This window comes from Mesorhizobium sp. RIZ17 (assembly GCF_051127865.1).
Lineage (GTDB): Bacteria > Pseudomonadota > Alphaproteobacteria > Rhizobiales > Rhizobiaceae > Mesorhizobium > Mesorhizobium humile.
This window is the reverse complement of sequence record NZ_CP147861.1, coordinates 3,057,415-3,081,989: the sequence shown is the minus strand read 5'-3', so window position 1 is coordinate 3,081,989 and position 24,575 is coordinate 3,057,415. Positions and strand designations below refer to the sequence as shown.

The following is a 24,575-nucleotide window of genomic DNA, read 5'->3' as shown; positions in this document are numbered from 1 at the left end:
CTGACCTGGAGCAAACCGTCGACCCTGTACTTCATGAACACAGTTACTGCGGGCGCGCCGCAGAAAATGGGCGAATTGATCAGAGTTCCATTCCACTTGTCATCCCGACACCTTGCCGGGCTGAAAGTTCGTGAGAGGTTAGCCACGCAGCCAGTCGTCCATTTTGATCAGAGGAGCCGGGGACTCTCTACGCAACATGTTGTTCTCCATTCCCACACCTTTCCTGACGTTTATGCGCGAGCTGGTTCTCTCAGAACGGAACACACCGGTTAGAAGACCATCAAAGTCTTGCGTGTTCTCATGCGATCAGCCCTCACTCAGTATTGCCGATCTAAACCAGCAAACGTCATGCCAGCGCGTTGCCCGCAGTAAATGCATGATTCTGCCTCGAAACCTTACAAGCCCAAGACGGCCGGTTGTTTTGAACCCGACATGTTTTCTGCCGCTGTCAGCTTTTGGACACGCATCATGCGTCAGACGCTTGAGGGCGAGAGCGGCTTGGCTGTCTGCCCTGCGGTAATGTTGGCGTCGGCTCATCTAGCATCATTCGCCGCCGGCGAAGCGCGGGCGCGCACAGCTAGGCCGACCCAGCGCCCCGAACCGCATGACCTTCTTGATCGGCGGGCTACAGGTCGGAAATTCCGCGATTCCGAAAAAGTTGGTCAGCGCAGTGCAGCCCGCTCGGCATTTGCCGCACGAATGGCAAGCGCCCGAAAGCTGTCAACCGAGCGATCCTCCAAGGCGCGGGCCGGCGCCTCGACGATATGTTGGTTAAGGCCGGCCAGTGTTTGTACCTATGGTCTGGGAGTGGCCTTCGGGCAGCCAGTGGTAGCGAGTAAAGCTTCGGCATCCTCGGCTTTGATTGCCGCCCAAATCTGGTCGAAATTACGATAGGCTATTTGCCTCCTCCTCATTGAGAACAGGAAGCTCTGCTCTGGCGTAGAAGCCTAGCACGGGTCCGAGATCAAAGGTCGTTCCTGGCGCAAGGCGCCGGACGGACGTGGGCCATGTTTCGGTTGAGACGCCATCGATGCCTCGCGCCAGCGTGCTGGCAAAACGGGGCATCAGCGGCGCGAGTGTCTGTGCCAGGATCGCAGCGGCCGTCGTCTGAAGGGCGAGCGAAGTACGGGTGCGGGCGGGATAGAGACGTCGCGCCGCTGCATAGTCTTGCGCCTGTCGGTAGAATACACAATCGCTCACGAAATCGCAGGCATGCGCGGCCGCGCGCCGCACCGAGAAGCCATCGTCCGAATAGGCGCGTTCCATCGCCGCGCGATGGATCTCTATCCGAGCAAAGAAAGCGCGATCGTCAGGAGCCCAGTCGCCTGCGTCGGGCACACAGCCGCCAAAGTCCTGCTTGATTTCCCGGTGCAGCGCATCGAGCCAATTCAGCCAGATCCCTTGGAACACCTCGTTCTCGGTGCGGCGTAGCGCGTCCAGCGTGAAGTTCGTCCGCTCACCCTCCGGGCGCGTCAGGCCCAAATGAAGACGGACGACATCGACTGTCTTTGGGCCTAGAACTTCTTTGCCCCAGACCGCATGGCCGCGGCTGGTCGAGAACTTCTGGCCGTCTAGCAGGTAGAACTCGTTCACGTGATACCGGACGTGCGGCGTCCAGTGGGAAAAGACCTCGGCGTAAACGGCGGGGCAAAGTAGCGCGTGGTAGAATGAATTGTCGAAACCGAAGAAATGGACTATCTGCCAGTCGTTGCTGGGCAGGGCCGCATTCCAGTCACGACCGAGCGATGTAGCTAGCGTCTGGATGTTGTAAAGAAAGCCAAACGCCATCTCTGGCCAAACCCAGGTCACCTGCCCCGGGAACCCCTCGGCCGGTAGCCCCCAGTCCGACGGGTGGGTGACGGGCACGGAAAAGTCGCCACGTTGGCGTAGACGCGCGAAGAGGTCCATGATCCGAACGGGGGCGCCCGACGCCCTTAAATGCCGGTCGATATTGACGTAGCACCGTTCCAGCGCAAGTTCGGGACGGCGCATGGAGCCGACCACCGGCGCCTCAGCCGAGTGCCGCGACCGGACTGCACCTAGGTCGTGGCATAGGTTCGGCGCGCCGCATTCCTCGCAGATGTTGCCAGCAGCGGAGCCGCCGCAATCGGGGCAGAGGCCGCTTACATCCGGTTCGTAAAGGTAGTCGCCTGTCACAGCATCAAAGAGCGCAGGGCTCGGGCGCAGATCTACCGCCGTGCTGCTCAGAAGACTACGGAAACACGCGGCTTGAAACTCTGCATAAGCGCTATCGCCCAAAGTGGAGAGGAAACTGTGGACCTCACAGTCGAGAAGCGCAAGCGTGGCTTGAATCTCGCCGGCGTAGTGGCGCGCCACCTTTGCGGGCGTCGATTGATCGGCATCGGCATGCGTGGCGACGTAGCTCTGGTAATCGTCGCTTCCAGTCAGGTGATAGGCTTCGACCCCTTTCATGTGCAGGAAACGCGTGTAGACGTCGGCGCCAAGATAAGGGCCAGAAAGATGCCCCAGGTGCAGATCGCCATTAGGCGTCGGTGGCGCGGAGAAGACGAAGGTCGGCCGGCGGGGAGTCGCGACTTGTGCCGCAGCGTCGAGGGCGGCCTTGCCGTCGCGCCAGTAGACATCGACGAAATTTAGGTCTTCCTCTCCATCGTTGTTCAGCACATGCGCTTCAAAAGGGTGGAACAGAACGACATCGCCGGCCGCGACCGGGATCTCCCCAAGATCGGTCCTGACCTTGCCCGCTCCAGACAGGATCACGAAGGCCTCGATTTCGTCGTGCCGATGGGGCTCGGATGTGACGCCCGGTGCCACCTTGCCGAATGAAAAACCGGTGCCCGCGCATCCCGTTCCAAGCGTAGCCGTGTCAATACCGAACGCCCGCGACAGCTCCGTTCGAGAAAACGTGGATTTGCGCATGACGAACCTCAGCTATTGAAACAGTGATATCTTCGGCTGCCAACGCAACAGCTTCTGCTGCAAGTTGCGATGAGAGGCGGTAGCCCGACACGTTCGCCTCCGTCAGAATAATCCGGCTCTGGGGCCCCAGGCGGGCGACGACGGGCGCCAGGAGGGCTTTAGAAGACCGCCCGGCGACACCTCCACAATCGACATACCGAAGCGTCGTAACGGATTGCGGGTGATGATCCAGTAGCCAGCGATCAGAACGCCATGCTCTCCGCGCATTTTTCTAGCGGTCGATCAGTTTCGTGTGCATGCCTCGCCTTCCGTGAGTTCAATCGCGATAGAAAATGCCGTTTGGGGGTTTGAGGTTGTCGAGATCGGCCTCTTTGCCCTCCGGCGGATTAAGGGCGCGCTTAAGCACGTTATATTCAGCGCGGGTCGGTCCACCGGTCGAAGCACGCTGGAACACCAAGTAGAGTGTTCGCCGAGAACGATTGCTTTTGTTCGGTTGTGAGTAGTGCGGTGCGTAATCGTCGAAGATGAAGATGTCGCCAGCCTTCCATACTATGGGCTCCCAGGAAAAGCTTTGGGTGACTTCAGGGTCGATTACCCCGCCGGCATCCATGGGAAATACCCCCTTCTTGTGGTTGCCGGGACTGAAGAAAAGGCCGCCGTTGTCCGGATCGGAGTCGTCAATGCCTATGGCAACGACCGCATGGACCATCCGGTCGGGCAGCCTGTGTGGAATGTGATAAATGTCCTGATGCGGGCGATAGCCGCCGCTATCGGGATAGTGGAAAATCAGCAATTCCTTGAGCCTGCGCGACTCCTCGCCAAGCAAACCATCAACCGCAGACTTTATGCGCTGATCTTCTAAAAGGAGAAGACGCAATGGGTCATGGAAGTCGAGAAAATTCTCGGCCTTGGAGATGATCGTCCGATTGTCCGTCGTTTTCTCGAACCACATGAGCCATTTATCGTTGCTGACCTCCCAGCGTGATATGTCTTCCACAAATCTGGAAATATCTTCCAGAGCCGCGGGATCGAAGAACCTTTCGAGCCTGACGTATCCGTCTTTCATCCACTTTTCTCTTTGTGCATCGGTCAACATGCGAAAAGCCTCCTGTTGGAAAGATGGGTTGGTCAAACATTCCAGTTAGGGGCAGTCGGGTGCTGTCAGGGTGGGGGCCGACGGAGACGATACTCCACGGCATGCAGACAGCGACGCTAAGTGCATGCCGCTCCCGGTGGGTTGCAAGGCGTTGTTGTCCCTCCTCAATGGAGAGATCGCCCAGGCCCACAAAGATCTGTCGATCCGGTACGTCTGCATAGTAGTCACGGCCGAACATGCTGTTGGTGGTGCGACTGTCCGAGAAGACGAGCTTTCGTGCAGCCTGACGCAACGCAAGCCGTGCGCCACGCGTATCTTTGCGACAAGTTCCCGTTCGGGTCGTCCGCAGAAGTTCGGCGCTAGACTGCCCATCCGAGGCCAAGCCGGGTCCAGGGGTTCCCTAAGCTGGTCCCGATCACTTACCTCACCCGGTCCAGCCACCACACGCATCGCTACGGGCCGGAAGCCTCCGCTGGCGGCCGACGCGGCCATGGCCGCCAGGGCCACTGCGTACTTTCGAGTGAGCGACCTGGTACGGTTTCGACGACCGTGGGACAAATGCACGCCCGCAGAATAAAGCGATGCGTCCATAGGTCCAAGGGCATGTTCAGTCACGATGAGTTCGGAGGGGGCTCCGGCCGTCGCCGCAGCGGAGGCGGACATCATTCCTTGGATGCCACCGCCGATGATCAGTAGTCGATGAGTCATATCCCGCTGCCCATTTCTTCGGCTACCGGGTCGGGCCAGCTTTCGACGGAGGTACGGCTGATAAAGCCAGGATGTTCGGGGTTCGCGCGCGGCGCGCGCTGCAGAAGGCTGTCAAGAATGCGGCGAGCTCGCCAGGCCAGCAGGCTTAGGTTCGGATCGGCCAGCCCGCGCTGCCCGGGATTGGCGTTCTGTACGAAGATGCGTCTGTCGCGCGGTCCGTCCCAGCACACCGAAAAATCCTCGTTGATGACCAACTCATTGTCGGTCTGTTGCAGCCGATCCGCCATCGGTTCCAAAAAGCTTGGCACGGCGTTCTCGTAACCGGTGGCCAGGATGACGATGTCGGCCGTGACTTCTTCGACGTCGCCCAAGCCGCGCTGCAGCGTCAAGTTATGACCCGCGCCGGCGTTGATGCAGCGCGAAACGTTGCAACCCGGCCGCAGTGCGATGTCACATAGGTCTGGCTCAAGAAATTCGTGGCGATACAGCGCCTGATAGACGGCCCGCAAAGTGCGATCCGAAATACCATCCGAGGCAAGCACGAAACGCCGCAGGAACAGCTTGCGCTGCGTCTCGCTCATTGCCGCAAAACGATCCGAAAAACAGGGCATGAACAACTCGTTTGTGAACGGGCTGTTGTCGAGGGGCAGGTAGTTTTCGCGCTGCGAGACCCAGGTGATCGAGGCAGGCCGCCATTCTCTTGGCCCACCGACCAAATGCAACAGCACCTCGGCTCCCGACTGGCCTCCACCAACGACGCAAACATGTTTTTGCCGCACCTCAGGATGGATGTGCAGCAAATCGGATGAATGGAATAGGTTGCGTCCGATCCAGCCCTGAAATTGAGGTGGAATCCGCGCTTGCTTGCCGATGCCGACCACCAGGTCTCTTGCACTGAGAACTGCGTCGTCCGTCCGCACCCGAAACTCGCCATCATAGCGTATTTCGCGGACGGTCTCGCCGCCGCGCACAAGTGGGTTTCTGCGGAACGCCCAGTTCAGGTATTGCTCGAACTCAGCCCTGAGCACAGCATCGAACTGTGCATTCAGGAAGTGATACAGACGCCCGTTCTCGTGGAGGTAGTTTATGAAAGTGTAGGCTGATCGCGGATTCACCAGCGTGACCAGATCCTTGATGTGGCTGACCTGGAGTTCTGAGGAATCGAATGCACTGCCTGGATGCCAGCGGAAGTCGACTTGCCGATCCAAGAACAGTGCCCCGTGCCCGATTTGCTCGTGTATCTGACACGCAAGGCTCAAATTGGACGGGCCAGCACCGATCCCAATGCAAGAGAGATCCAGTTGTCTTGCTCCTACTGACCTTTCCCAAACAGATGCTGTGCGCAGCGAATGTGGGCCATGGCAGTTAGGCTTGCCCTCCCCGCAGGCATCGTCGACACCGCCGGACTTGCGACAGCTTGTCCGCGCGTTCGTAGTATCGGGTGTGACGCCCGCGGATTCCCGCTCCGTGATGAGATCGGCACTCATGCCGGCGATATGTTGCGCGTGGCTGGCATCGAGAATCCCGCCTCGATGACCCCCGCGTGGTCAGTGACATCCTTTTGCAACCTATCCCTCATTGCAATTGGGCTCAGTTGCCCGCCTCGACCGCGATGAGCCGACCTTCGGCCTGCTTGGCGACCAGCGAGGGCACGGTCATCAATGCGGCGACAGCATTTTTCCGTGGGTTTGATCATAGAAGACCTCCGCTGCTGCTTTCGGGAGGTCCCCTGCATCGAACGTGCCAGAGCAAAACATCAGCAAAGGCAACGGAAGGCAGGTTCGCAATCCTGTCGAGTATCCGACATTGAGGCCGAAACCTTGCACCGGCGCCGATTTTTGCACGCAATCGTACTCTTCGACTTCATAGCGTTGCAGGCGCTCTTGGCACTTTCCACACGGCCGTCATCGAGGACTGGCCCGGCGCCGAGTGTCGATCCCTGAAAAGGAATTTCCGTTATCAAGGTCCTCATGAGGACTATCCCGACATGGTCCTGCATTACGGCGACACGACGGATGCGGCAAACCTGATCCGTCTCCGGCAAGAAACGCAGCCGGACGAAATCTACAATCTGGCTGCGCAAAGCCACGTGCAGTCTCCTTCGGGACCGGGAATACACCGCCAATGCCGATACGCTCGGCACGCTGCTGCTGCTGAGCGATCCGCATTCTTCGTCTCGATAAAGAAACGCGGTTCTACCAGGCGTCAACTTCCGAACTCTTTGCTTCGGTCCAGGGGCATCCCGCAGCAGGAGAGCACTCCGTTTTATCCACGCTCGACCTATGCGGTGGCGAAGCTCTACGCCTACTGGATCACCATGAACTACCGCGAGGTATACGGGCTCTATGGCATCCTGTTCAATCACGAAGGGCGACGCGCGGCGAAACTTTCATCACGCGCAAAGTGACGCGTGCGGTGGCTCGATCATGGCCGGCAAACAGGACTGTCTCTATCTCGGAAACCTGGGAGCAAAGCGCGACTGGGGGTCGGCGCGCGCCTATGTCGAGGGCATGTGGCGCATCTTGCAGCATCAACCTGACGATTTCGTGCTGGCAACCGGCGAGACACACACGGTCCGCACCTTTGTCGGGGCTTGCCTTCAGGCGAGTCGAAAAGGAGATCGTCTGGGAGGGCGAAGGCGTTGACGAGGTGGCCGTGAACGCATGAGTAATCAAGCGCTGATCCGGAAACGCTGTTTCGGGCCAATCGAGGTTGACCTGCTGATCGGCGATGCCTCCAAGGCAGCCGACAAAACTCGATTGGAAGCCGAAGACCACTTTCGATGAGTTCGTCTCGGAAATGGTCGAGGCTGACTGCCGCGCCTACGGGATCGTGTTAGCGTGACGTGAAAACACGATGACTTCGCGGGCATGTGCATCTTGCCGTTTCGGGGACGTCGGCATTTCAGGCCCGCCGCGGTCAGCCGGCGTCAGTCAGTTCTATCGTTTGGATCGGCAAATTCACACATCCTGCAAAGCAGAAAACCAGCCGCTCCATTCATGCGATCGACGATTTCGCAAAAAACTGGGCTTTTAAAGAGATCGCCATATTCGTCGCATAGAAGGTTGCCCAATACGTGACGCCGCTCAAAATCCATGGAGCAGAGAGTAACCTCGCCGTTTGGAAGGAGTACATTCCGATACTGCCGTTCGTCCACGCATATCAGCGCTCCGACGACTGGCTGCCGTGGTTCTACAATCTTAGGGTCTACGCTTCCACCCCTGCTGCTCACCGGTCGCGCGCGAACTAGGGCTTGGGCAGGGATAATGTCGGCGATATCGGGATGGGGCTCACCCAAAACCACGAATCGGATCGAAGGGATGTCGGCGTCGACGAGTTGACCAACCAAATCGCGATACTTGTCTCCGACAAGGCGGCTATTCATGTGGGCGCCATCATCAAAAACATGAACCACGAATACCCCCAACCGCAGCGCCTGCAAGCGTTGTAGATCCTGCCCCTTCATTCCCACAAGCGTCGTGAAAATCCTGATGCCGTGGCCTTTGGCGGAAGCGTGCTCGACCATTTCGGTGCAATCCGGATTGAGCCATGGCTCAGAATACCCGGCAAAACTAATGTCGACGGAGGCTGGTACGCGCGCCAGACAGCGCTTGAAATCTCCAAGACTAAGATGCTTCGTATCAGATACTTTTCTTTGCCGGTCAGCGAACTTGTCCTGCGGACAATATGAACATCCCACGATGCATCCTGTGGTCGTGGTTATCTCCAAAACTCTGCCGGCTGGGATAGCAGAGCGCAGTTCCGGTAAAATCATTCGTTGTGACTCCCACTCGTCTTGGTCATGCATAACGTCCAGCATGGTGTCTTTGGCTTCATGACACCGACGGTCAAGACAGTCCGAATGAGCCCAGCCATCTCCGCCTGGGCAGCAGTCAACAGCCGGTTTCCTCAATCTGCCGAGCGGACTATCAACGAACTTTGGGCGCATCGGCGCGGCAGGGCGGCGCAACCGCAAAGTCGCGCGTCAGCCATTGCCAAGGTGTAGCCGTGACCGTTGAGCGGGCGCGCCGCCGAGATAGCGCAGCAGAAAATCAATCGTCTCGCGTTCTTATGCGGTCAGCCCCCACTCAACATTGCCGCATCTCCAGCAAAGGCCGTGCCAGCGCGCTTAGCCGCAGCAACTGCACGAGTAGGCTTCGAGAAACCTCACGCCCAACGCGGCCGGTTGTTTCGGACCAGACATGTTTTTTGTCGCTGTCAGCTTTTGGACATGCATTTCAGACGCTTGAGGACAGACTTGGCTGTCTCCCCTGCGGTAATGTTGGCGTCGGCTCATCATCTAGCATCATTTCGGCGCCGGCTGTGTGCGCGGAAGATCTACACGACCTGACCGCCGCGTGCAGCGACTGCCTGCCGGCTCATAGCTGATCTTTTCTTCTGAAGCCGGCGATGGGGCCAGGCCGTCGAGTGCGTGCTGCCGGATGCGGCGTATGCTGTCTGGCTAGACGGCGGATACCGCGTCACCTCCCTATTTTCGCGACAGAGGTTTGGTGGCGTCGCAGGCCTTCTTGCTACATCACCGCAGTGCTCGGGAATTCGTATCTGATCCGCGTGAGGCGAAGACCTTCTCTCTCGACTGCCTCGCCGAGGCCGTCTGTCCTGCGGGCACCGAACGATTTCTCATTTGGCATGGCGCATGCGCGTCGATCCGCAAACCCCGTCATGGAGGACAAATCGGAGCTGGCCGCCACTCCACCGCCTCGTACCACGAGGGCAGACGGGAAGCAGCGCCTTCAAATGAGGAACAAAATCACTTTACCTCGAATCTTGCCTCTCGATCACAACCGGAACCAGGGAACCGCGTCCGCGACCATCGCCTCGCGCCCCAAGGCAATTGCCCAGCGCAAATGGCTACGCGCGATTACGCCATGCATCCCTTACGAGGCTACGACAGCCCCTCGGAGAGCCTCGCCGCCATCATGCAGACCGATCTAAGCCCACTGATCCAGCCCAAAGGAATTTCAGACATGCACCAAGACACTGTCCGGGCGAAGGCTTTCGCCATGCCACTGACAAGCCCGGCCTATCCGGCCGGGCCATATCGCTTCCGAAACCGGGAGTATCTGATCATCACATATCGCACCGATCCACAGAAGCTGCGCGACCTGGTGCCGGAGCCACTTCAGGTCGTCGAGCCGCTCGTGAAATTCGAGTTCATCCGCATGCCGGACTCGACTGGCTTTGGCGACTACACCGAAAGCGGGCAGGTCATCCCGGTTTCCTTCCGAGGCCGCAAGGGCACCTACACTCACTGCATGTTTCTCGACGACCATCCGCCGATCGCCGGCGGACGCGAGTTGTGGGGTTTTCCGAAGAAGCTCGCCAGCCCAACGCTTCGAACGGAGACGGATACCCTTGTCGGCACGCTCAACTACGGCCCAGTCCGCGTCGCGACGGGTACCATGGGCTACAAGCACCGAGCCGCCGACCTCGCGAGCGTGAGGGCCTCGCTCGCTGAACCGAACTTCCTCCTCAAAATTATCCCGCATGTCGACGGCACGCCGCGCATCTGTGAGCTCGTGGAATATCATCTAGAGGACGTCCATTTGAGGGGCGCCTGGACCGGCCCGGCAGCCCTGAACCTCTGGTCGCATGCGCTTGCCCCCGTCGCCGAACTGCCGGTGCTGGAAGTAGTCTCGGCAGTACACCTCGTCGCAGATCTCACGCTCGCGCTCGGGAAGGTCGTCCACGACTATCTCGCGGAAGCCTAGCCTCGCCATCGGAAAGGAAGAACCATGAACTTTTACAGTGATATCTCATTGAACCAACGCGATGGGGAGCTGGTGGACGGCTTCTCGACAAGGAACGCCACTGACAATCTCATACAACGTCTTTCCAGCTACCTAGCCTTAGAGGACATTCCGCCGCTTTGCAGCGAGTGCAGGCGCCTCGCGAGTAAGAGCGATTGCCCTTGCCCATCCTCCCTGCTTTTGGTGCAACATATGCTCGCTGCCGTTTACCAGCGGCTTGACGCCATTGACTGCCTCTCAGAGCAAGGCGCCATAAGACTGAAGGCTTTTACCGATTATCTGGCGGCGGTCGTTCGAATAGCTTCAGAGAGCGGCGACGCGGCACCCTGGATTGATCTAGCAACCCGGTTTAGCGCTCTTTTCGATCCCGACGAGGTTGCCCATTGATCTCGCGCTTATCGCTTTTTCGTGGAACGAGCAGCCTCGTCGGCAGATGCGTCATCGATCGCCAGCGGCGTGCCGGCGCATATGCGAGCGTAAAAGCGCCGAGCAGCCGGTGATGTATCTCGAACGTGACGACGCCGATTGGCGCGATGCGCGTTGGCTCGGGGCCTCGTGCCCAAGCATGGGTGCGTTCCCATTCCGCGGCATCGTACTCGCGATCCCGTCTGTGCCGTGCTCAAGCAAACGAGCTCGAGCGAACCGCCCCAGGTTGCGGATTTAGACAATCGTTGATGGAGTTGGCTGGCGAATTGGCGCGTTCGGCCTTCGGTTGGAAGACCGGCTTGAGGGGGGCCAACGAAACGGAATTGGCGAAGCCACGCTGGAGTATGCCTTCACTGGGGTCGCGTCCCTGCACGTGCTGTAGCGCAGCGTTCGCGAAGCCGCTCGCGAGCGCGCCCTCATAGCGCTGAGCGGGCGAGCGGCTTCGGGGCGGGCGCAGAGGCTGGGTAGACGGGCCGGACTCACCTCACCCGGTCCAGCCACGACATGCATCGCCAAAGGCAAGGACCCCACTGACCGCGCCCGCAAAGGGGGGAGATTGGCCGTCATCGCTGCCTTCGCCAATCTCCAAGGCTAGAAGTTTGGAGCCGCCAGGGAAGCTGCCGGTCTCCCCCTTGCGGGGGAGATGGCCGGTAGGCCAGAGAGGGGGGCTGTCCCGCCAGCGTTAGATCACATTCAATTCCCTGAACGCCCGCCCTTCAGCGACACCGCTGTACCCAAACGCCGAGCAGTCCACCGTGCGGTAGCCGCCGTGCACGATCAGCTCGGCCAGCGCCTTGCCGACCGCCGGCGCCTGCTGCAGGCCGTGGCCGGAAAAACCATTGGCGAAGAGGAAATTCTGAACCTGCGGATGCGGGCCGATCACCGCGTTCTGGTCGAGCGTGTTGTGGTCGTAATGGCCGGCCCAGGCGCGTGTCGGCTTGATCGCCTCGAAGGCGGGAATGCGGGTCGCCAGCACCGGCCAGATCACCTCTTCGAACAGCGGCCAGTCCACCTCGAAATCGGTGAGGTCGGCCGGGCCGTCGCCTTCTTCCGGTTCGGCGCCGCCAGTGAGATAGACCGAGCCTTGCCGGAGGGATCGACCAGCAGCGGCATATCAGAGTATTTGTCGCGCGCCTCGAAGACGAAGACGTTGCGCTTGCGCGGCTCGACCGGAAACACCAGCCCCGCCATGGCAGCCACCGTGCCGGCATTCGGCCCGGCTGAGTTGACGACGATGCCGACTTCCAGCCTGTCGCCATTGTCGAGGCTGACACTGGTCACGCTCTGGCCGTTCCACCTCCGCCTTGCGCATGACTGGAGAGATTTCCGGCGGGCGTCGCCTCCCGAGCAATGCTTTTCATGTTCGTTACTCTTCGTAAGATCGATTATTTCGATGGAGCCCATCTACGTATGAATGCAGGCGTCACAGTAGAGCTTTGAACAGCATCGGTGCGGGTCCGGAACCGTCATCGAGCCAAAAACAGCGGCAATGTCGGCTTTTCAAAGATCCATCTGGTCACACCGCCAAAGAGCCGCTCACGCAGCCGACGGCTGCCATAGGCGCCCATGACGATCATGTCCGCAGAAATGTCGATTGCGTGCTGCGCAAGCACCGTGGCCGCCGATTTGCCGGCACTTGGCAGGAGGTCAACCGACACCCGAGCACCGTGCCGAGTGAGATAAGCAGCGATGTCGGCTCCAGGCTCCGCGCCGTTCCCGTTGTAGTTGGCCTTCGGATCGACCAGGGCGACACGAACTTCCTCAGCAACGCATAGGAGGCCCAGCGCTTCTCGAACCGCACGGGACGCCTCGACTCGCGAATCCCAACCGACCAGGACGCGCCGTGGCCACAGCGTCGCCTCAGCCCCCTTCGGCACAACGAGCACCGGCTTTCCCGTATCGAACAAGCAGCCGTTGACCACAGGAGGTCCGAGATTCTCGTCGTTGAGGAGTCCCGGTCCGATGATCGTGAGGTCGGCGCAGAGCGCCCGCTGTCGTGCCACTTCACCGAGGCTGGCCGGATCGTAATAGTCGGTGTCAACGTCATAGGCGAGCGACATAGATTCCAGCAGTTTCTGAATATCTCTGGAGCGTTTTTCCAGTCTGACCGCGTTCTGTGTAAATCGATCGATTTGCCGAAACCGATCGTTCAATCTGGCAATTGCCTGTCCACGTGCTACCGGCCACTCTGGGACACCATCTCCGATCCGCCGATGCGACATAAGGAGCATCGGAGCGGGTATGATCAGTACGGAAAGGTGCGCGCCGATCTCCGCACACAAGCCGGCAGCAGTTCTGACGTCCCGATCGGAATGGTCAGCGCCGGTCGAACAGAGTACCGTTTTAAAGCCCATTTTCCTGCTTCTTCCTGAGTGTTCGATGAGGGCGTTTCAGGCCGCAAGACCGGCTCACAGCGCGAGGAAAAGGGAGTGGCACCAGACCCGGCACTCGATTCAGCCGTCCAGCTTCTCGAGCGAGTAGCCGGCCGACCTGACGGTACGAATGACGATACCGGTCGAGGCCGTCTCCAGTGCCTTTCTGAGCCGACTGATATGGACATCGACTGTGCGTAGACCGACATGGATATTGGCCGGCCAGGCCCCGCCGATCAGCTCGTCCCGGCTGAAGACCTTGCCGGGAGCCTCCAGCAAATGCCGCAGCACGTTGAACTCGATCGGTCCGAGATGGATGTCATGGCCATTGCCGCAAACCCGGTGGGCATCGAGCTTCATCTCAAGGCTGCCATAGGAAAGCCAGCTGTCGTTTTCAATCCCGTTTGAACCCGGCTTCGGCAGCGCCAGCCTCGTCCGCAGATAATCGAGCAGCTTGGCCGGCGCCATTGGCCGCACAAAGCTCTCGTCAATGCCGGCCTTCAACAGATCAAGGTGCTGGTTCTCGGCGCCGGGCGCGATCAGGGCAATGATGGGCAGGCCGCCGGTCCGGGGTTCCCGCTTGAGCCGGGCGCAGATTGCGGACCCGGTAAGGCTCGTTGGACCGCAGTCCAGCACCACGGCCTGGAATTCCCGTTCGTCGGCCTTTGCAAGTGCTTCCTTGGCGCCGCCTGCCGGCTCACTGACGAAGCCGTCCACCTCCAGTATGTGGCTGAGGAACAGATAGAACTCCGCATCTTGCGAACAGATCAGGACGAGTGGCTTCATCAGCGCTACCCCGAGAACCAAATTGGCCTCGACCGCGTCGGCCGCGTGGGCTGGCCATCGCGGCTCCTCAAGGCCTGACATGATCCTCTTGCTCGAAGATTGGTTTCATGCCCGTGCCACCTCGGGATAGGCGTCGATGGCTGCGATGGCATCGTCGACCAGTTTCGTACCGGCGGCGGCGAGTTTGCAGAACGTCTCGAAGCCGAACCGATGGACGTCGCGCACGGTCTTGGACAAAACGACCAGCCGCCCGGCGGTGAAAAGCACGCGCCCGAACCCCTCATGGCTCATTTCGATCATCGGCGATGCCATCAGGCCGGAGCGCTCCTCGATCGCAAGGGCGACGGCAGTGTAAAACTTGTCGAGCCTCCACAGCACGTCCGGATCGGGATCGCCGATGATTGGGATCGTACGACGCCGTTCCTTGCTGACGATGAAGTCGGCCAGCAACTCGGCGTCCGCTTTGCCGTCCCATGACCCGTGGGAATCCTGAGCAAGGATCAGCCGCACGAGGCATTTGACGAACGGGCTGGCAAGGGCCGCCTCGTCATCGTTGACAGCAGGGCTGATCGCGACTTCAAACATTTCGCTCTTTCCTTGTTTCAGTCCTCATCCTCGAAGGAGGGTTTCTTTTGCGCGACACCAGCTTCGGCCAGCACCTTGCGCAGCCAGGGCGGAGGACACGTCCTCAGCATCATCTGCGTGCGCAACAGCACCTCTTGGATGGTTTGTGGCTGCAGCACCTTGATTGGATGGATTTTTGCCGAAATAACCTTGGCTGCCGAAGGCCCGCCGATGGCCAGACAAAACAGCAGATGGCAGCCCTTCAGCGCCTCCACCTTCGGCGTGACGCGGTCATCGCCCTCGGTCCGACGCTTCCCGCTCTCATCGGAAACGTCATCGAAGGCCACGGCTTCCACGAGATGCCACTCCTCGCGCGTCACGTCGTAGACAGCAAAGCGCTTGGCCGACCCGAAATGGGCATTGAGATTCGTCATGTCTTGCGTGGCAATGGCTACGCGCAATGCGCCTGCCCGTCGGTCCGTCATCGGTGCGTGAACCTCGTCAGTGACGAGTGAGAGGCGACGAACGGAGCTCATCTGGCATTTCTCGTTTCCGGAATGGATCAAGCGCCTCAGGCGTCGGCGCGTGCTGGTTGGCCTGAAAGATATTGGCAACATCGAAGATCAGGTCGCGGGTCCCCCGATAGAGGATTGTGAGCTTGTGCTGGCTGCCGAGCCGGTCGAAGATCGGGAAGCCGACGCGCATGAGCGGAATGCCAAGGCGTCGCGACGCCTGGCGACCGTGGGAATGCGTAACGAGAAGATCCGCGCCCGCTGCAAGAACTTCCAAATCGCCGAGATCGCCGATCTGAACCCAGTCCGCCGGTACTTTTTGCAGAATCTTCGACATATCGGTCGTCGTGACCGCCGCTGCGATTTCGCAGCCCATGCCGGTGAAGAAGGTTGCGAGTTGATAGAGTTGGTCTGGTTCCGCAGCGATCGCAATTCTCTTGCCTCCGAAATGGAAATGTCCGTCGAGCAATGCATCCTCCAATTGCGCCCGGCGACGGCGAACCCGGGCCGGCACCGCCGCGCCCGAAACCGCCGATAGCAGCGAGACGAACCGGTCGACGGCCTTCAATCCGGTCAGCGACTGGAACACCGCGTAAGGCACGCCGGTCAACCCGTGCAGCGTTTTCGCCGGGTGGCGCATGTGCTCGCCGATGACGATGCATTGCGCGGCCGTGCCAAGCTCGCGGATTTCCTCGACGCTGGTGCCGCCATAGGTAGTGGTTACCCAGCGGTCAGGAACCGTGCCGTCGAGTGAGCCGGAGACGTCCGGCAGGATAACCGGCTTGAGCCCAAAACTTTCAACCATGTCACGCAAATGCTCGACGTCAGCGACAGTGAGGTTGCATCCGGGCAGGATCGCGATCTTCTTCGGCTGCCGGGTCCGTGCGCCCGACCGTGTAATCCCTTCGATCATCGCCGCGACAGCCTGGGCCCAGCCTTCTTCGATAGCGCCGCCGAAATCAGGCGTGTTGGCCAGCACAACCTCCGTACCAGCGAGCTCTTCCGCATGCTTCAGCTTGATGTTGGCGATATCACTCGCGCAGTCTTCGCCACGGGTCTCCACCAGCGCGGTCGTGCACACTCCTATCAGCTTTGGCTTCGTGCGGGTTTTGAGGTTGAGGATCGCCTCTTCCAGATGGTCCGCTCCGCCGAGTATGGTTGCCACCTCATCCATCGCCGTTGTCTGCAAGGGGATCGCTTCCTTGAAATGCCGCACGAAGAGCACGAGCGCGAAGCTGGTGCAGCCTTGGCTGCCATGGAACAGGGGCATCGCACCCTCGACTCCAAGAAAAGCGAAGGCGGCACCCAGCGGCTGCGACGACTTCAGCGGGTTGACCGCCGCTGATTTGATTTTGCGAAGGATGCGGACCATCGAATTTCCTCAACGGTTGCCGAAGCGGTGAGCCGTCGCGCCGGCGAATTCATTGAAGGCGTTCACAGTCGCGGTCCCGTTCTTCGTGCTCGCCAGATTGTCCTCCACAGCAGGCTGGCGATCCCACGGCGCCGGCTCCCGCACCTGGTCCCAGATCGGGCTATGAATGGCGAGGTCGATCTGCCGGACAAGTTCCACCATGCCGTCATAGCCGGCATAAGGATGTTGGCGCTCCTGGTTGATATCGAGCCAGGGTGTCTTGGCCTTCAGCGCGATGAATTGCGTGCGCCCGCCCGACAGCATGATGTCGGCCTTGTGTTTTGAGAGCATGGCGTAAAGATCGCGCGCTGCCATCTGCTCGAACATGTGGTTTTCGTCCTTGAGGATCCGTTTGATCCGCTCCTTGTCTTCGACGGTGGATTTCTTGACCGAGGTGCCGACGATCTCCATGCCAATCTCCATCAGCGCGTGGACGACTGACCAGGACTTCACACCGCCTGTATTGAGCAGCACGCGCTTGCCTTGAAGCCGCCGGCGGTAGGCCTCGAGCTTCTTCCATGCAATCGCCTCCTGCTCAGCGATCAGCGTGTCTGTGCGATCGAGGATTTCCGCATCGGCGCCCTTCCTCACCAGCAGCTCAGCAATGTTGCGAAGTGCCTCCGAGGTATCGGTTATGCCGTAGAAGGAGCCCTCGAAGAATGGGATGTCCCAGCGCCCCTCCATTTTGCGGGCCAGGTTGATCAGTGCGCTCGAGCACACCAGCATAGCCGCCCGGGCGCGGTGCGCGGATGCAACGTCGATGTAACGCGCATCGCCCGGAATGCAGGCGCGCACCCGGATGCCGAGCCGATCAAGCAGCGGCTTCACCAGCCAGAATTCGCCGGAGAGGTTGAATTCGCCAAGGATGTTGATGTCGTAGGGCCCGGCGTCGTCGGGTTCCACCGTGCCGATGACATGATCGAGCAACGCTTCGGCGGCAAGTTTGTTGCCGAGGTTCTTGGAGCCGGCCAAGCCCGGCGCATTGATCGGCACCACGGCCAAGCCGAATTTTTCGGCCGCGCGTTTGCACACGGCCTCGATGTCGTCGCCGATCAGCGCCGTCACGCAGGTCGAATAGACGAAGACTGCCGGCGGCGCATATGTATCCTTGATCTCGCGGATCGCCCTGAACAGCTTCCGCTCGCCCTGCCCCATCACGACGTCGAGTTCGGTTAGGTCGGTTGTGAAGCTTGTCCGCCACAGGGTTGGCCCGGACGAAGCTGCGCCTCTGTTGTCCCAGGAATTGCCCTCGCAGGCGAGCGGCGCATGGACCAGGTGCGCAACGTCGGTAATCGGCTGCAGGACGATCTTGGCGCCGTCAAAGGCGCAGCCGCCGGCTGCCGCCCCGGGGGTCAGCGGCTTCGAGCAGCCCTGCTTGCGCGCCTTGGCATCCTTGCCGCGGTTGTTATCGCAGGCGGGCTCGTCGAAAACGTCCTGGATCTTGGCACTGAGCGAGGTCATTGCGTCAGTCTCCGAAGTCCATTGGGCAATGGACGGCCTCGACGAAAAGCCGGCACGGGCTTAGCGGGTGAGGTCATAGGAATAGTCCGTCACGCCCGTTTCGCTCGTCTCGCGATCGAGCTTGTCGAATATCTTGTCGAGGATCGTCGTCAGCACGCGTAATCCACCCTGGTAGCCCATGAGGGGAAAGCGATGGTGATGGTGCCGGTCGAAGATTGGAAACATCAGCCGGATCAGCGGCGTGCCGGTGTCGCGCTCCAGATACTTGCCATAGGAATTGCCGATCAGCAGGTCCACCGGCTCTGTAAACAGCAGCGAACGCATCGCCCAGAGATCCTTGCCCGCCCAGATCTGGGCATCCTGGCCAAAGGACGAGGATGCAAGCAATTCCTTCATCTGGGCCTCCCAGGCCGATGTGCCGTTGGTCGCGAGGCAATGTGTCGGCTCGCCGCCGGTCTCCATGACGAAGCGGGCCATGGCGTAGACGAAGTCCGGATCCCCATAGATTGCGTACTTCTTGCCGTGCAGCCATGACTGGCTGTCCGCCATCGCATCAACCAGTCGGCCGCGCTCCATCCGGATTGTCTCGGGGATCTCCTGGCCGGAAATCGCCGAGATCTTCATCAGGAATTCGTCGGTCGCCTGGACACCCAGCGGATAGTGGAAGGATGCCGTCGCTTGCCCGACCTCGTTGCAATATTCCAGCGTCTTGCGGGTGTTGTAATGCTGCAGCGACAGTGTCGCCTCCGCGTTGAGTGCCCCTTTCACGTCTTCGATCTTGGTGCCACCGTCATACATGCGGTATTCGCCGTCCGACGGCGTGTCGAACTGGTCAGAGGCGTCCTGAATGACGGTATAGGTGACACCCATCAGGTCGAGGAGGCGCTTGAGTTCCCGGTTGTTTCCGACGCAGAATCCGTCGAAGCCTGGAATGATGTTGATGGTCCCAGCGGCTTGCGAGCGCTCGCTGCCCTTCCAGAAATGCTCCAGCACGCCCTTCACCATGCCGTCGTAGCCATCGACATGGCTGCCGACGAAGGCAGGCGTATGAGCGAAAGGCACGTCGAAGTCGCACGGGACCGAGCCTTCGTTCTTGGCGTTCTCTATGAAGCTCCGCAGGTCGTCGCCAATGACTTCGGCCATGCAGGTGGTCGAGACGGCGATCATCTTGGGGTCGTAGAGCTTGTAGGTATTGGCGAGCCCGTCGACCATGTTCTTCAGGCCGCCAAACACTGCCGCGTCCTCGGTCATCGAGGAGGAAACCGCTGACGAAGGCTCCTTGAAATGTCGCGACAGATGCGAGCGGTAGTAGGCGACGCAGCCCTGGCTACCGTGGACGAAAGACATGGTGCGCTCGAAGCCCGCGGCCGCGAACACCGCGCCGAGCGGCTGGCAGGCCTTGGCGGGGTTTATGACAAGCGCCTCGCGAGCGAGGTTCTTTTCGCGGTATTCCCAAGTCTTGGTCAATTCGCGTTGATCGGTGACGATCTGATCAGGGTGCGGACATTCGAAATTCAGCTTCTTCTCGGCAAGCATTTGTCTGTATTCCGGCTCGCGGAACAATGGAGCATGGTCGAGAACTTTTTCGGCCGATTGCGGCATGGTGGTCACCTTTTCCATCTGGCTGCGGCAAACGGCAGCACAGGGACATCGAAACTTGAAGGGCCTCTCGCGGATCGAGTGCCCCCGAGCATTTATCGGCCTCCCTGCCTGGCAGGGAGGCCAGTCCTCATTCGGCGGCGACGGCCCTCAGCGGTGCGTCCTTCATCTTCTTCCACGGCGCGCGGTAGAGACCCCAGACCGGGTTGTTGATGGCCAGATCCATGTCGCGGGCGAAAATGGCGAAGCCGTCATAACCGTGATACGGGCCGGAATAGTCCCAGGAGTGCATCTGGCGGAACGGGATGCCCATCTTCTGCACCGGGTACTTCTCCTTGATACCGGAGCCAACGAGATCAGGGCGGATGCCTTCGATGAACTTCTCCAGCTCGTAACCGGTGACGTCGTCATAGATGAGCGTGCCATTTTTCACGTAATGGCCGGTGCGCTGATAGTCGTCGTTGTGGGCGAATTCGTAGCCGGTGCCAACGATCACCATAGCGAGGTCCTCGTAGGCAGTGATGACGTGACGGGGGCGCAGGCCGCCGACATAGAGCATCACCGTCCTGCCTTCGAGGCGCGGTTGGTACTTGGCGATGACGGCATCGACCAAGGGCCGGTATTTGGCGATGACCTTTTCGGTCTTCTCCTCGATTTCCGGGCCGAAATGCTTGGCGATGTTGCGCAGAGAGGCCTCGATCTGGGAGGGACCGAAGAAATTGTATTCCATCCAGGCGATGCCGTACTTTTCCTCCATGTGCCGGCAGATGTAATTCATCGACCGGTAGCAGTGGATCAGGTTGAGCTTGGCCTTGGGAGCGCGCTCTATTTCGGCGAGTGTGGCGTCGCCCGACCAGTTGCCGACCACCCGAAGCCCAATCTCTTCGAGCAGGATTCGCGAGGCCCAGGCATCGCCGCCAATGTTGTAGTCGCCGACGACGTTGACGTCGTATGGGCCAGACTCGAACGCGACATCGTCCTTGTCGAACACCCAATCGCGGATCGCATCATTGGCAATGTGGTGGCCGAGCGATTGTGAAACGCCGCGGAAACCTTCGCAGCGCACCGGTACAATCGTCTTTTCGTGCTCCTTGGCTTTCTTGCGCGACACGGCCTCGATATCGTCCCCGATCAGGCCGATCGGGCATTCGGACTGCACCGAGATGCCGCCACTGAGCGGAAACAGGTCCTCGATCTCGTCGATGATCTTTTCCAGCTTCTTGTCGCCGCCGAAAACGATGTCCTTCTCCTGGAAGTCGGAGGTGAACTGCATTGTCACGAACGTGTCGATGCCCGTCGTGCCGACGTAATAGTTGCGGCGTTGCGACCAGGAATATTGCCCACAGCCGACCGGCCCGTGCGAGATGTGGACCATATCCTTGACTGGACCCCACACCACGCCCTTGGAGCCGGCATAGGCGCAGCCGCGGATTGTCATCACGCCCGGAATGGATTTGATGTTCGATTTGACGTCGCATTCGGAAAGGCCCTTGTCCTCCCCGCCGGCCTCGTCCTTGCTCGTTGCGACGCTGAGGTGCTTCTTGCGACGCTTCGCCGCCTTGTCTGGATATTTGGACAGCACGTCTTCGATAAGCTTCGCATGCAAAGCGCCGTCATTCTCATAGTCGAGGCCCATGGGACCTGCCCCTTTCAAGGTTCGGGTAACGCCTCGCCAACGAGGCCTTGTTTCGTAGAAAGGGGCGCCAGGTCACGGTCGGCGCCCCCCTGTCGGTAGCGGCGGTTACTGAGCGACGGCCAATTTCGCTTCCTTGGCCTGAAGCTCGGCAAGCATTTGCTCGTCCGTCTTCATGATGCCGAAGTCGAGCAGCATGTCCTCGAGCTCCTCCATGGTGATTGGGGTCGGGATGGTGCCCTGGCCCGAATTGCCATGGATCTTCTCGGCCAACGCGCGGTACTCCCCTGCCTGTTTGGAGTCCGGCGCATACTGGATTACCGTCATCTTTCTCAGTTCGGCGTGCTGGACGATGTTGTCGCGCGGCACGAAGTGGATGAGCTTGGAATTGAGCCTGGCGGCCAGCGCCTCGGAGAGGTCGAGCTCGCGGTCGGTCTGGCGCTCGTTGCAGATCAGCCCCCCGAGCCGCACGCCGCCCGAATGGGCGTATTTCAGGATACCCTTGGCGATGTTGTTGGCGGCATAGAGCGCCATCATCTCGCCGGACATGACGATGTAGATTTCCTGGGCCTTGTTTTCGCGGATCGGCATCGCGAAGCCGCCGCACACCACGTCGCCCAGCACGTCGTAGGAGACATAGTCGACATTGTCATAGGCGCCGTTCTCCTCGAGGAAGTTGATCGAGGTGATGACGCCGCGGCCGGCGCAGCCGACACCCGGCTCGGGGCCGCCGGACTCCACACACTTGATGTCTTTGTAGCCGATCTTGAGCACGTCCTGGAGTTCGAGGTCTTCCACAGAACCTTCCTGGGCGGCGAGATGCAGAACCGTATCCTGCGCCTTTGCGTTCAGGATCAGGCGGGTGGAGTCGGCTTTGGGGTCGCAGCCGACGATCAGGATTTTCTGTCCGAGGTCGACCAGGGCGGCTAGCGTATTTTGAGAGGTGGTGGACTTGCCGATGCCTCCCTTTCCGTAGAATGCGATCTGACGCAGACCTGACATGTTGCTTCCTTCCTTCTTTCCATCCATAGCGGTTACCGCGACTTCAATGCCGGTCGGCAGATCCCGCCGCCTCGCACCGATCGTTTCAAAACTCGTGCCAATTTGGCCGGCTGGATCGAAGAAGAAATTTTATGATTGCTTTTCAGCTGTTTAACATTTGGCAAAAATATTAAATTGGCTAAATAAACTTGTGTCGCGGGCCCGACAAAGGCGACAGGAGATGTCGGACGGCGTTGAGTGAGACGTCGGCCGCGGAGCCCGGAAGGAAGCTAGTTGTCAAAATCTGATGGAGTAGATGCCCCCTCGCGTCTTCACCCCGATTTGGTCGGTTTGCCCGTCGGGATTGTAGCTCGGCCATCGGGCGCCACGTCGGATAATTTCGCGGGTCAGGCCTGGACTAAAGCAAGGGTCGTATGGCAGCCACAGCGGTCTGGTCGCTGAAAAGGGGACATTCTTGGAAAGGATCAGAATTGTTCAGAAATCGATCAAACGTGCGAGGCTTATAAGACCAGGATCAATTCCCAGCTCCGACATTGGAGCCTGCGCCGCCGCTGGATTACTGTGATAACTAACCTTCCACGTCACCGTTGTTGCATCGATGTGCTTGGTTATTTCCTCGAGATATGGCGCGTCCACCTCCGAAAGGGAGTGTCCCATGACGAGGATTCGACGCACTGATCTCAGGCTATGGAAGAACGGCTGCTGCTGCAGGATGATTTTGTCGGTCGGCTTGAACGTCGCCGAAAAATAGTCGTCGACGATCCTGTTGCCCTCAAGGACGCGTGTGTCCGCAGCCTCGACATCGACGCCGTGATTGAGGGAGTCCGCCAAAGTGCGCTGCCATGCGTGGCCGAGCACGAGTTGGTCAGTAGAGCTACTGGCTTGCCCGTGAATGTGCAGAACCTGGCTATCGGCAATTCCATAAGCCTTCTGAAGTGTCGGCGTATAATTGAAGTTGAGATAACGCGCGGTCGGGTCGAGCGGTAAAGGTTTGCCGGTGAATGAATTGGCTGCGGGGATGCGAAGCTGTCGAATCCAATCGGCGAACCGTCCACGCATTGTAGAAGAAATAGCCTCGACGACGCGGTTCAGTTCATACTGATAGTCGTGATGGCCTGAATCACTCCAGTCCTCCGCTCCATAGGACATGAGAAATTGAGAGGCATAGTCAATAACCGTGTCGACATCGAAGTCGGCCAGCCTCGCCTCGAATTCCCACCAGAACGCGTCGTCGACTGCAAAATATGTCTCGACTTCGCGATAGGTGGCCAGATCGACTTCCTTGAGATATCGGCCGAAGTCCAGGTAATCCGATGGAATATCGTGATAGCGGTCAAAGCCATTGCCGATGATGTATAACGTGTCGCTCATCAGCCTGCTTTATTCCAGAGTTACGCTGAAGCTCGGATATGGCTTTCGAAATGCAGTAAGGACGCGATCGCGGGCGTGGTCCATTTCCCGGGCAGCGGCATCGGTCAACATGAAGGTCGGACAGGACGGATCGCCACAGCCGCACGGCCTGATCGCACCAGTTGAAAGCAAGGTTTTATAGCGGCGACGAAGGTGATCTAGTTCACGCACCGTCGCTTCGAGGGCCGATCGGACGCTTGGATCACGGATGTGATGCAACGAGGGAAGGCGATGGATTTCTACGCCTTCACGGGTTTGCCAGATGCCGGTGCTCAGCACGCGAATGGTGTCTTCGACGGCCTGTAGGAAGGCTGGAAGGTTACCCTCCTGCTGAAAGGGTGTTCGAAAGGCCGGTCTATCGAAGGCCCGCGCAAGCATCGCCAGTGTCTGGTCATCGGTAATAGCCGAGAACCGGTCAACGAAATCGGCAGTTCAGCCGCGGTGTCGGGAAAGGGGACCCCTTCGACCAAACGTCGAAGGAGGAACTCGGCGCGGAGCCTCAGATGTTCTTCAAACTCTGAGCCCGACCAAATCGTGACGCGAGCCACTCCCAGCTTGTTGGCCGCAGCTTTCACTTCGTCCCGCCGCTGAGCGGAGACGCTGCATCGACAAACAAACTTAAAGGTCGCCGGGCGCCCGAACGCAGCACCGAGTGCCGCTGACATATCCTTCTCGGCCTTTGTCTGAGTAAGACTTGCGCGGTTTACGCATTGAATGACAGTCCGTTCGTCCGGCCGGTCGTCGAATGGCCGAGTGCCGACGATGTCTCGCCCTTGATCGCTGCCGGTCTGGCCGTACCAGGCGAGGTCGGTTCACAGAGGTGATAGGCAAAGACAAGTCGTTCGAACTCGGACCCACTGAAATCCTCGAAATGAATCGGTCGAACTGTCTGGGCGATACTCATAGAGATCCCTTCCTGGGACGCA

At 59.6% G+C, this 24,575-nt stretch carries 19 protein-coding genes and 1 pseudogene; 4 read left to right on the top strand and 16 right to left on the bottom strand.

All coding sequences use genetic code 11. The annotated features are described in order from the left end of the window. Positions 1–885: 885 nt before the first annotated feature. The 3 genes from WDX12_RS14860 to WDX12_RS14850 all read right to left on the bottom strand — a co-directional run bounded on the left by WDX12_RS14860 (position 886) and on the right by WDX12_RS14850 (position 6,003). Entirely contained in the window at positions 886–2,898 is a 2,013-nt protein-coding gene (locus WDX12_RS14860) for a class I tRNA ligase family protein (protein WP_434725355.1), read from the bottom strand. A gap of 316 nt (positions 2,899–3,214) precedes the next feature. After that, positions 3,215–3,994, bottom strand: a complete 780-nt coding sequence (locus WDX12_RS14855) for a phytanoyl-CoA dioxygenase family protein (RefSeq protein WP_434725354.1) — start codon at positions 3,992–3,994, stop codon at positions 3,215–3,217. A gap of 704 nt (positions 3,995–4,698) precedes the next feature. Beyond that, positions 4,699–6,003, bottom strand: a complete 1,305-nt coding sequence (locus tag WDX12_RS14850) for a lysine N(6)-hydroxylase/L-ornithine N(5)-oxygenase family protein (RefSeq protein WP_434725639.1) — start codon at positions 6,001–6,003, stop codon at positions 4,699–4,701. 686 nt (positions 6,004–6,689) lie between these two features. On the opposite strand from WDX12_RS14850, the gene WDX12_RS14845 reads away from it, so the two are divergent. Both WDX12_RS14845 and WDX12_RS14840 read left to right on the top strand, forming a co-directional pair. Then, on the top strand, positions 6,690–7,109 hold the full coding sequence (locus WDX12_RS14845) for a GDP-mannose 4,6-dehydratase (RefSeq protein ID WP_434725353.1): 420 nt from the start codon (positions 6,690–6,692) through the stop codon (positions 7,107–7,109). After that, positions 7,048–7,347, top strand: coding sequence for a GDP-mannose 4,6-dehydratase (locus tag WDX12_RS14840; RefSeq protein WP_434725352.1), 300 nt, complete (start codon positions 7,048–7,050; stop codon positions 7,345–7,347). Before WDX12_RS14845 ends, WDX12_RS14840 begins: the two co-directional genes overlap by 62 nt. A gap of 284 nt (positions 7,348–7,631) precedes the next feature. On the opposite strand, the gene WDX12_RS14835 is transcribed toward WDX12_RS14840, so the two are convergent. Further along, a complete protein-coding gene (locus WDX12_RS14835) occupies positions 7,632–8,477 on the bottom strand; it encodes an SPASM domain-containing protein (protein WP_434725351.1) in 846 nt (281 codons plus the stop codon). A gap of 1,213 nt (positions 8,478–9,690) precedes the next feature. On the opposite strand from WDX12_RS14835, the gene WDX12_RS14830 reads away from it, so the two are divergent. Together WDX12_RS14830 and WDX12_RS14825 are read left to right on the top strand one after the other, a co-directional pair. After that, positions 9,691–10,434, top strand: coding sequence for an acetoacetate decarboxylase (locus WDX12_RS14830; protein WP_434725638.1), 744 nt, complete (start codon positions 9,691–9,693; stop codon positions 10,432–10,434). Between the two features lie 24 nt (positions 10,435–10,458). Next, positions 10,459–10,860: a hypothetical protein gene (locus tag WDX12_RS14825; protein WP_069091081.1), complete on the top strand. Its 402-nt coding sequence runs from the start codon at positions 10,459–10,461 to the stop codon at positions 10,858–10,860. 721 nt (positions 10,861–11,581) lie between these two features. Here the strand turns inward: WDX12_RS14825 and WDX12_RS14820 are convergent. From WDX12_RS14820 to WDX12_RS14765, 12 genes and pseudogenes are all read right to left on the bottom strand, one after another. Beyond that, positions 11,582–12,189: pseudogene (locus WDX12_RS14820) on the bottom strand (NAD(P)/FAD-dependent oxidoreductase); the annotation flags it as partial. A 176-nt stretch (positions 12,190–12,365) separates the two neighbouring features. Continuing rightward, positions 12,366–13,253, bottom strand: a complete 888-nt coding sequence (locus WDX12_RS14815) for a universal stress protein (protein WP_434725350.1) — start codon at positions 13,251–13,253, stop codon at positions 12,366–12,368. Between the two features lie 99 nt (positions 13,254–13,352). Further along, a complete protein-coding gene (locus WDX12_RS14810; protein ID WP_434725349.1) occupies positions 13,353–14,138 on the bottom strand; it encodes a response regulator transcription factor in 786 nt (261 codons plus the stop codon). A 24-nt stretch (positions 14,139–14,162) separates the two neighbouring features. Beyond that, positions 14,163–14,642, bottom strand: coding sequence for a NifX-associated nitrogen fixation protein (locus WDX12_RS14805; protein WP_006331754.1), 480 nt, complete (start codon positions 14,640–14,642; stop codon positions 14,163–14,165). 17 nt (positions 14,643–14,659) lie between these two features. After that, the gene (gene nifX, locus WDX12_RS14800; RefSeq protein ID WP_434725348.1) at positions 14,660–15,157 is read right to left on the bottom strand and encodes a nitrogen fixation protein NifX; all 498 of its coding nucleotides are present in this window, start codon (positions 15,155–15,157) and stop codon (positions 14,660–14,662) included. After that, the gene (nifN, locus tag WDX12_RS14795) at positions 15,123–16,505 is read right to left on the bottom strand and encodes a nitrogenase iron-molybdenum cofactor biosynthesis protein NifN (protein WP_434725347.1); all 1,383 of its coding nucleotides are present in this window, start codon (positions 16,503–16,505) and stop codon (positions 15,123–15,125) included. Before nifN ends, nifX begins: the two co-directional genes overlap by 35 nt. A 9-nt stretch (positions 16,506–16,514) precedes the next feature. Next, complete coding sequence (gene nifE, locus WDX12_RS14790) at positions 16,515–18,005, bottom strand: nitrogenase iron-molybdenum cofactor biosynthesis protein NifE (protein ID WP_434725346.1); 1,491 nt, start codon at positions 18,003–18,005, stop codon at positions 16,515–16,517. 60 nt (positions 18,006–18,065) lie between these two features. Then, entirely contained in the window at positions 18,066–19,607 is a 1,542-nt protein-coding gene (gene nifK, locus WDX12_RS14785) for a nitrogenase molybdenum-iron protein subunit beta (protein ID WP_434725345.1), read from the bottom strand. A 127-nt stretch (positions 19,608–19,734) separates the two neighbouring features. After that, positions 19,735–21,240 carry a nitrogenase molybdenum-iron protein alpha chain gene (gene nifD, locus WDX12_RS14780; RefSeq protein WP_434725344.1) on the bottom strand — a complete coding sequence of 502 codons (1,506 nt, stop codon included), beginning with the start codon at positions 21,238–21,240 and terminating at the stop codon, positions 19,735–19,737. 105 nt (positions 21,241–21,345) lie between these two features. Further along, positions 21,346–22,239 carry a nitrogenase iron protein gene (gene nifH / locus WDX12_RS14775; RefSeq protein WP_010913608.1) on the bottom strand — a complete coding sequence of 298 codons (894 nt, stop codon included), beginning with the start codon at positions 22,237–22,239 and terminating at the stop codon, positions 21,346–21,348. Positions 22,240–22,713: 474 nt separating this feature from the next. Beyond that, a complete protein-coding gene (locus WDX12_RS14770; RefSeq protein WP_434725343.1) occupies positions 22,714–23,610 on the bottom strand; it encodes a bacteriophage abortive infection AbiH family protein in 897 nt (298 codons plus the stop codon). 9 nt (positions 23,611–23,619) lie between these two features. Then, positions 23,620–24,027, bottom strand: coding sequence for a hypothetical protein (locus WDX12_RS14765; RefSeq protein WP_434725342.1), 408 nt, complete (start codon positions 24,025–24,027; stop codon positions 23,620–23,622). Positions 24,028–24,575 lie beyond the last annotated feature (548 nt).

Excerpts from the sequence above, each read along its gene's own strand:
- nifE (WP_434725346.1), bottom strand. The coding sequence starts at position 18,005 with ATGACCTCGCTCAGTGCCAAGATCCAGGACGTTTTCGACGAGCCCGCC.
- nifK (WP_434725345.1), bottom strand. The coding sequence starts at position 19,607 with ATGCCGCAATCGGCCGAAAAAGTTCTCGACCATGCTCCATTGTTCCGC.
- WDX12_RS14815 (WP_434725350.1), bottom strand. The coding sequence starts at position 13,253 with ATGGGCTTTAAAACGGTACTCTGTTCGACCGGCGCTGACCATTCCGAT.
- WDX12_RS14770 (WP_434725343.1), bottom strand. The coding sequence starts at position 23,610 with ATGAGCGACACGTTATACATCATCGGCAATGGCTTTGACCGCTATCAC.
- nifX (WP_434725348.1), bottom strand. The coding sequence starts at position 15,157 with ATGAGCTCCGTTCGTCGCCTCTCACTCGTCACTGACGAGGTTCACGCA.
- nifH (WP_010913608.1), bottom strand. The coding sequence starts at position 22,239 with ATGTCAGGTCTGCGTCAGATCGCATTCTACGGAAAGGGAGGCATCGGC.
- nifD (WP_434725344.1), bottom strand. The coding sequence starts at position 21,240 with ATGGGCCTCGACTATGAGAATGACGGCGCTTTGCATGCGAAGCTTATC.
- WDX12_RS14825 (WP_069091081.1), top strand. The coding sequence starts at position 10,459 with ATGAACTTTTACAGTGATATCTCATTGAACCAACGCGATGGGGAGCTG.
- WDX12_RS14845 (WP_434725353.1), top strand. The coding sequence starts at position 6,690 with ATGGTCCTGCATTACGGCGACACGACGGATGCGGCAAACCTGATCCGT.
- WDX12_RS14840 (WP_434725352.1), top strand. The coding sequence starts at position 7,048 with ATGGCATCCTGTTCAATCACGAAGGGCGACGCGCGGCGAAACTTTCAT.
- WDX12_RS14855 (WP_434725354.1), bottom strand. The coding sequence starts at position 3,994 with ATGTTGACCGATGCACAAAGAGAAAAGTGGATGAAAGACGGATACGTC.
- WDX12_RS14765 (WP_434725342.1), bottom strand. The coding sequence starts at position 24,027 with ATGCTTGCGCGGGCCTTCGATAGACCGGCCTTTCGAACACCCTTTCAG.
- WDX12_RS14835 (WP_434725351.1), bottom strand. The coding sequence starts at position 8,477 with ATGATTTTACCGGAACTGCGCTCTGCTATCCCAGCCGGCAGAGTTTTG.
- nifN (WP_434725347.1), bottom strand. The coding sequence starts at position 16,505 with ATGGTCCGCATCCTTCGCAAAATCAAATCAGCGGCGGTCAACCCGCTG.
- WDX12_RS14805 (WP_006331754.1), bottom strand. The coding sequence starts at position 14,642 with ATGTTTGAAGTCGCGATCAGCCCTGCTGTCAACGATGACGAGGCGGCC.
- WDX12_RS14860 (WP_434725355.1), bottom strand. The coding sequence starts at position 2,898 with ATGCGCAAATCCACGTTTTCTCGAACGGAGCTGTCGCGGGCGTTCGGT.
- WDX12_RS14830 (WP_434725638.1), top strand. The coding sequence starts at position 9,691 with ATGCACCAAGACACTGTCCGGGCGAAGGCTTTCGCCATGCCACTGACA.
- WDX12_RS14810 (WP_434725349.1), bottom strand. The coding sequence starts at position 14,138 with ATGTCAGGCCTTGAGGAGCCGCGATGGCCAGCCCACGCGGCCGACGCG.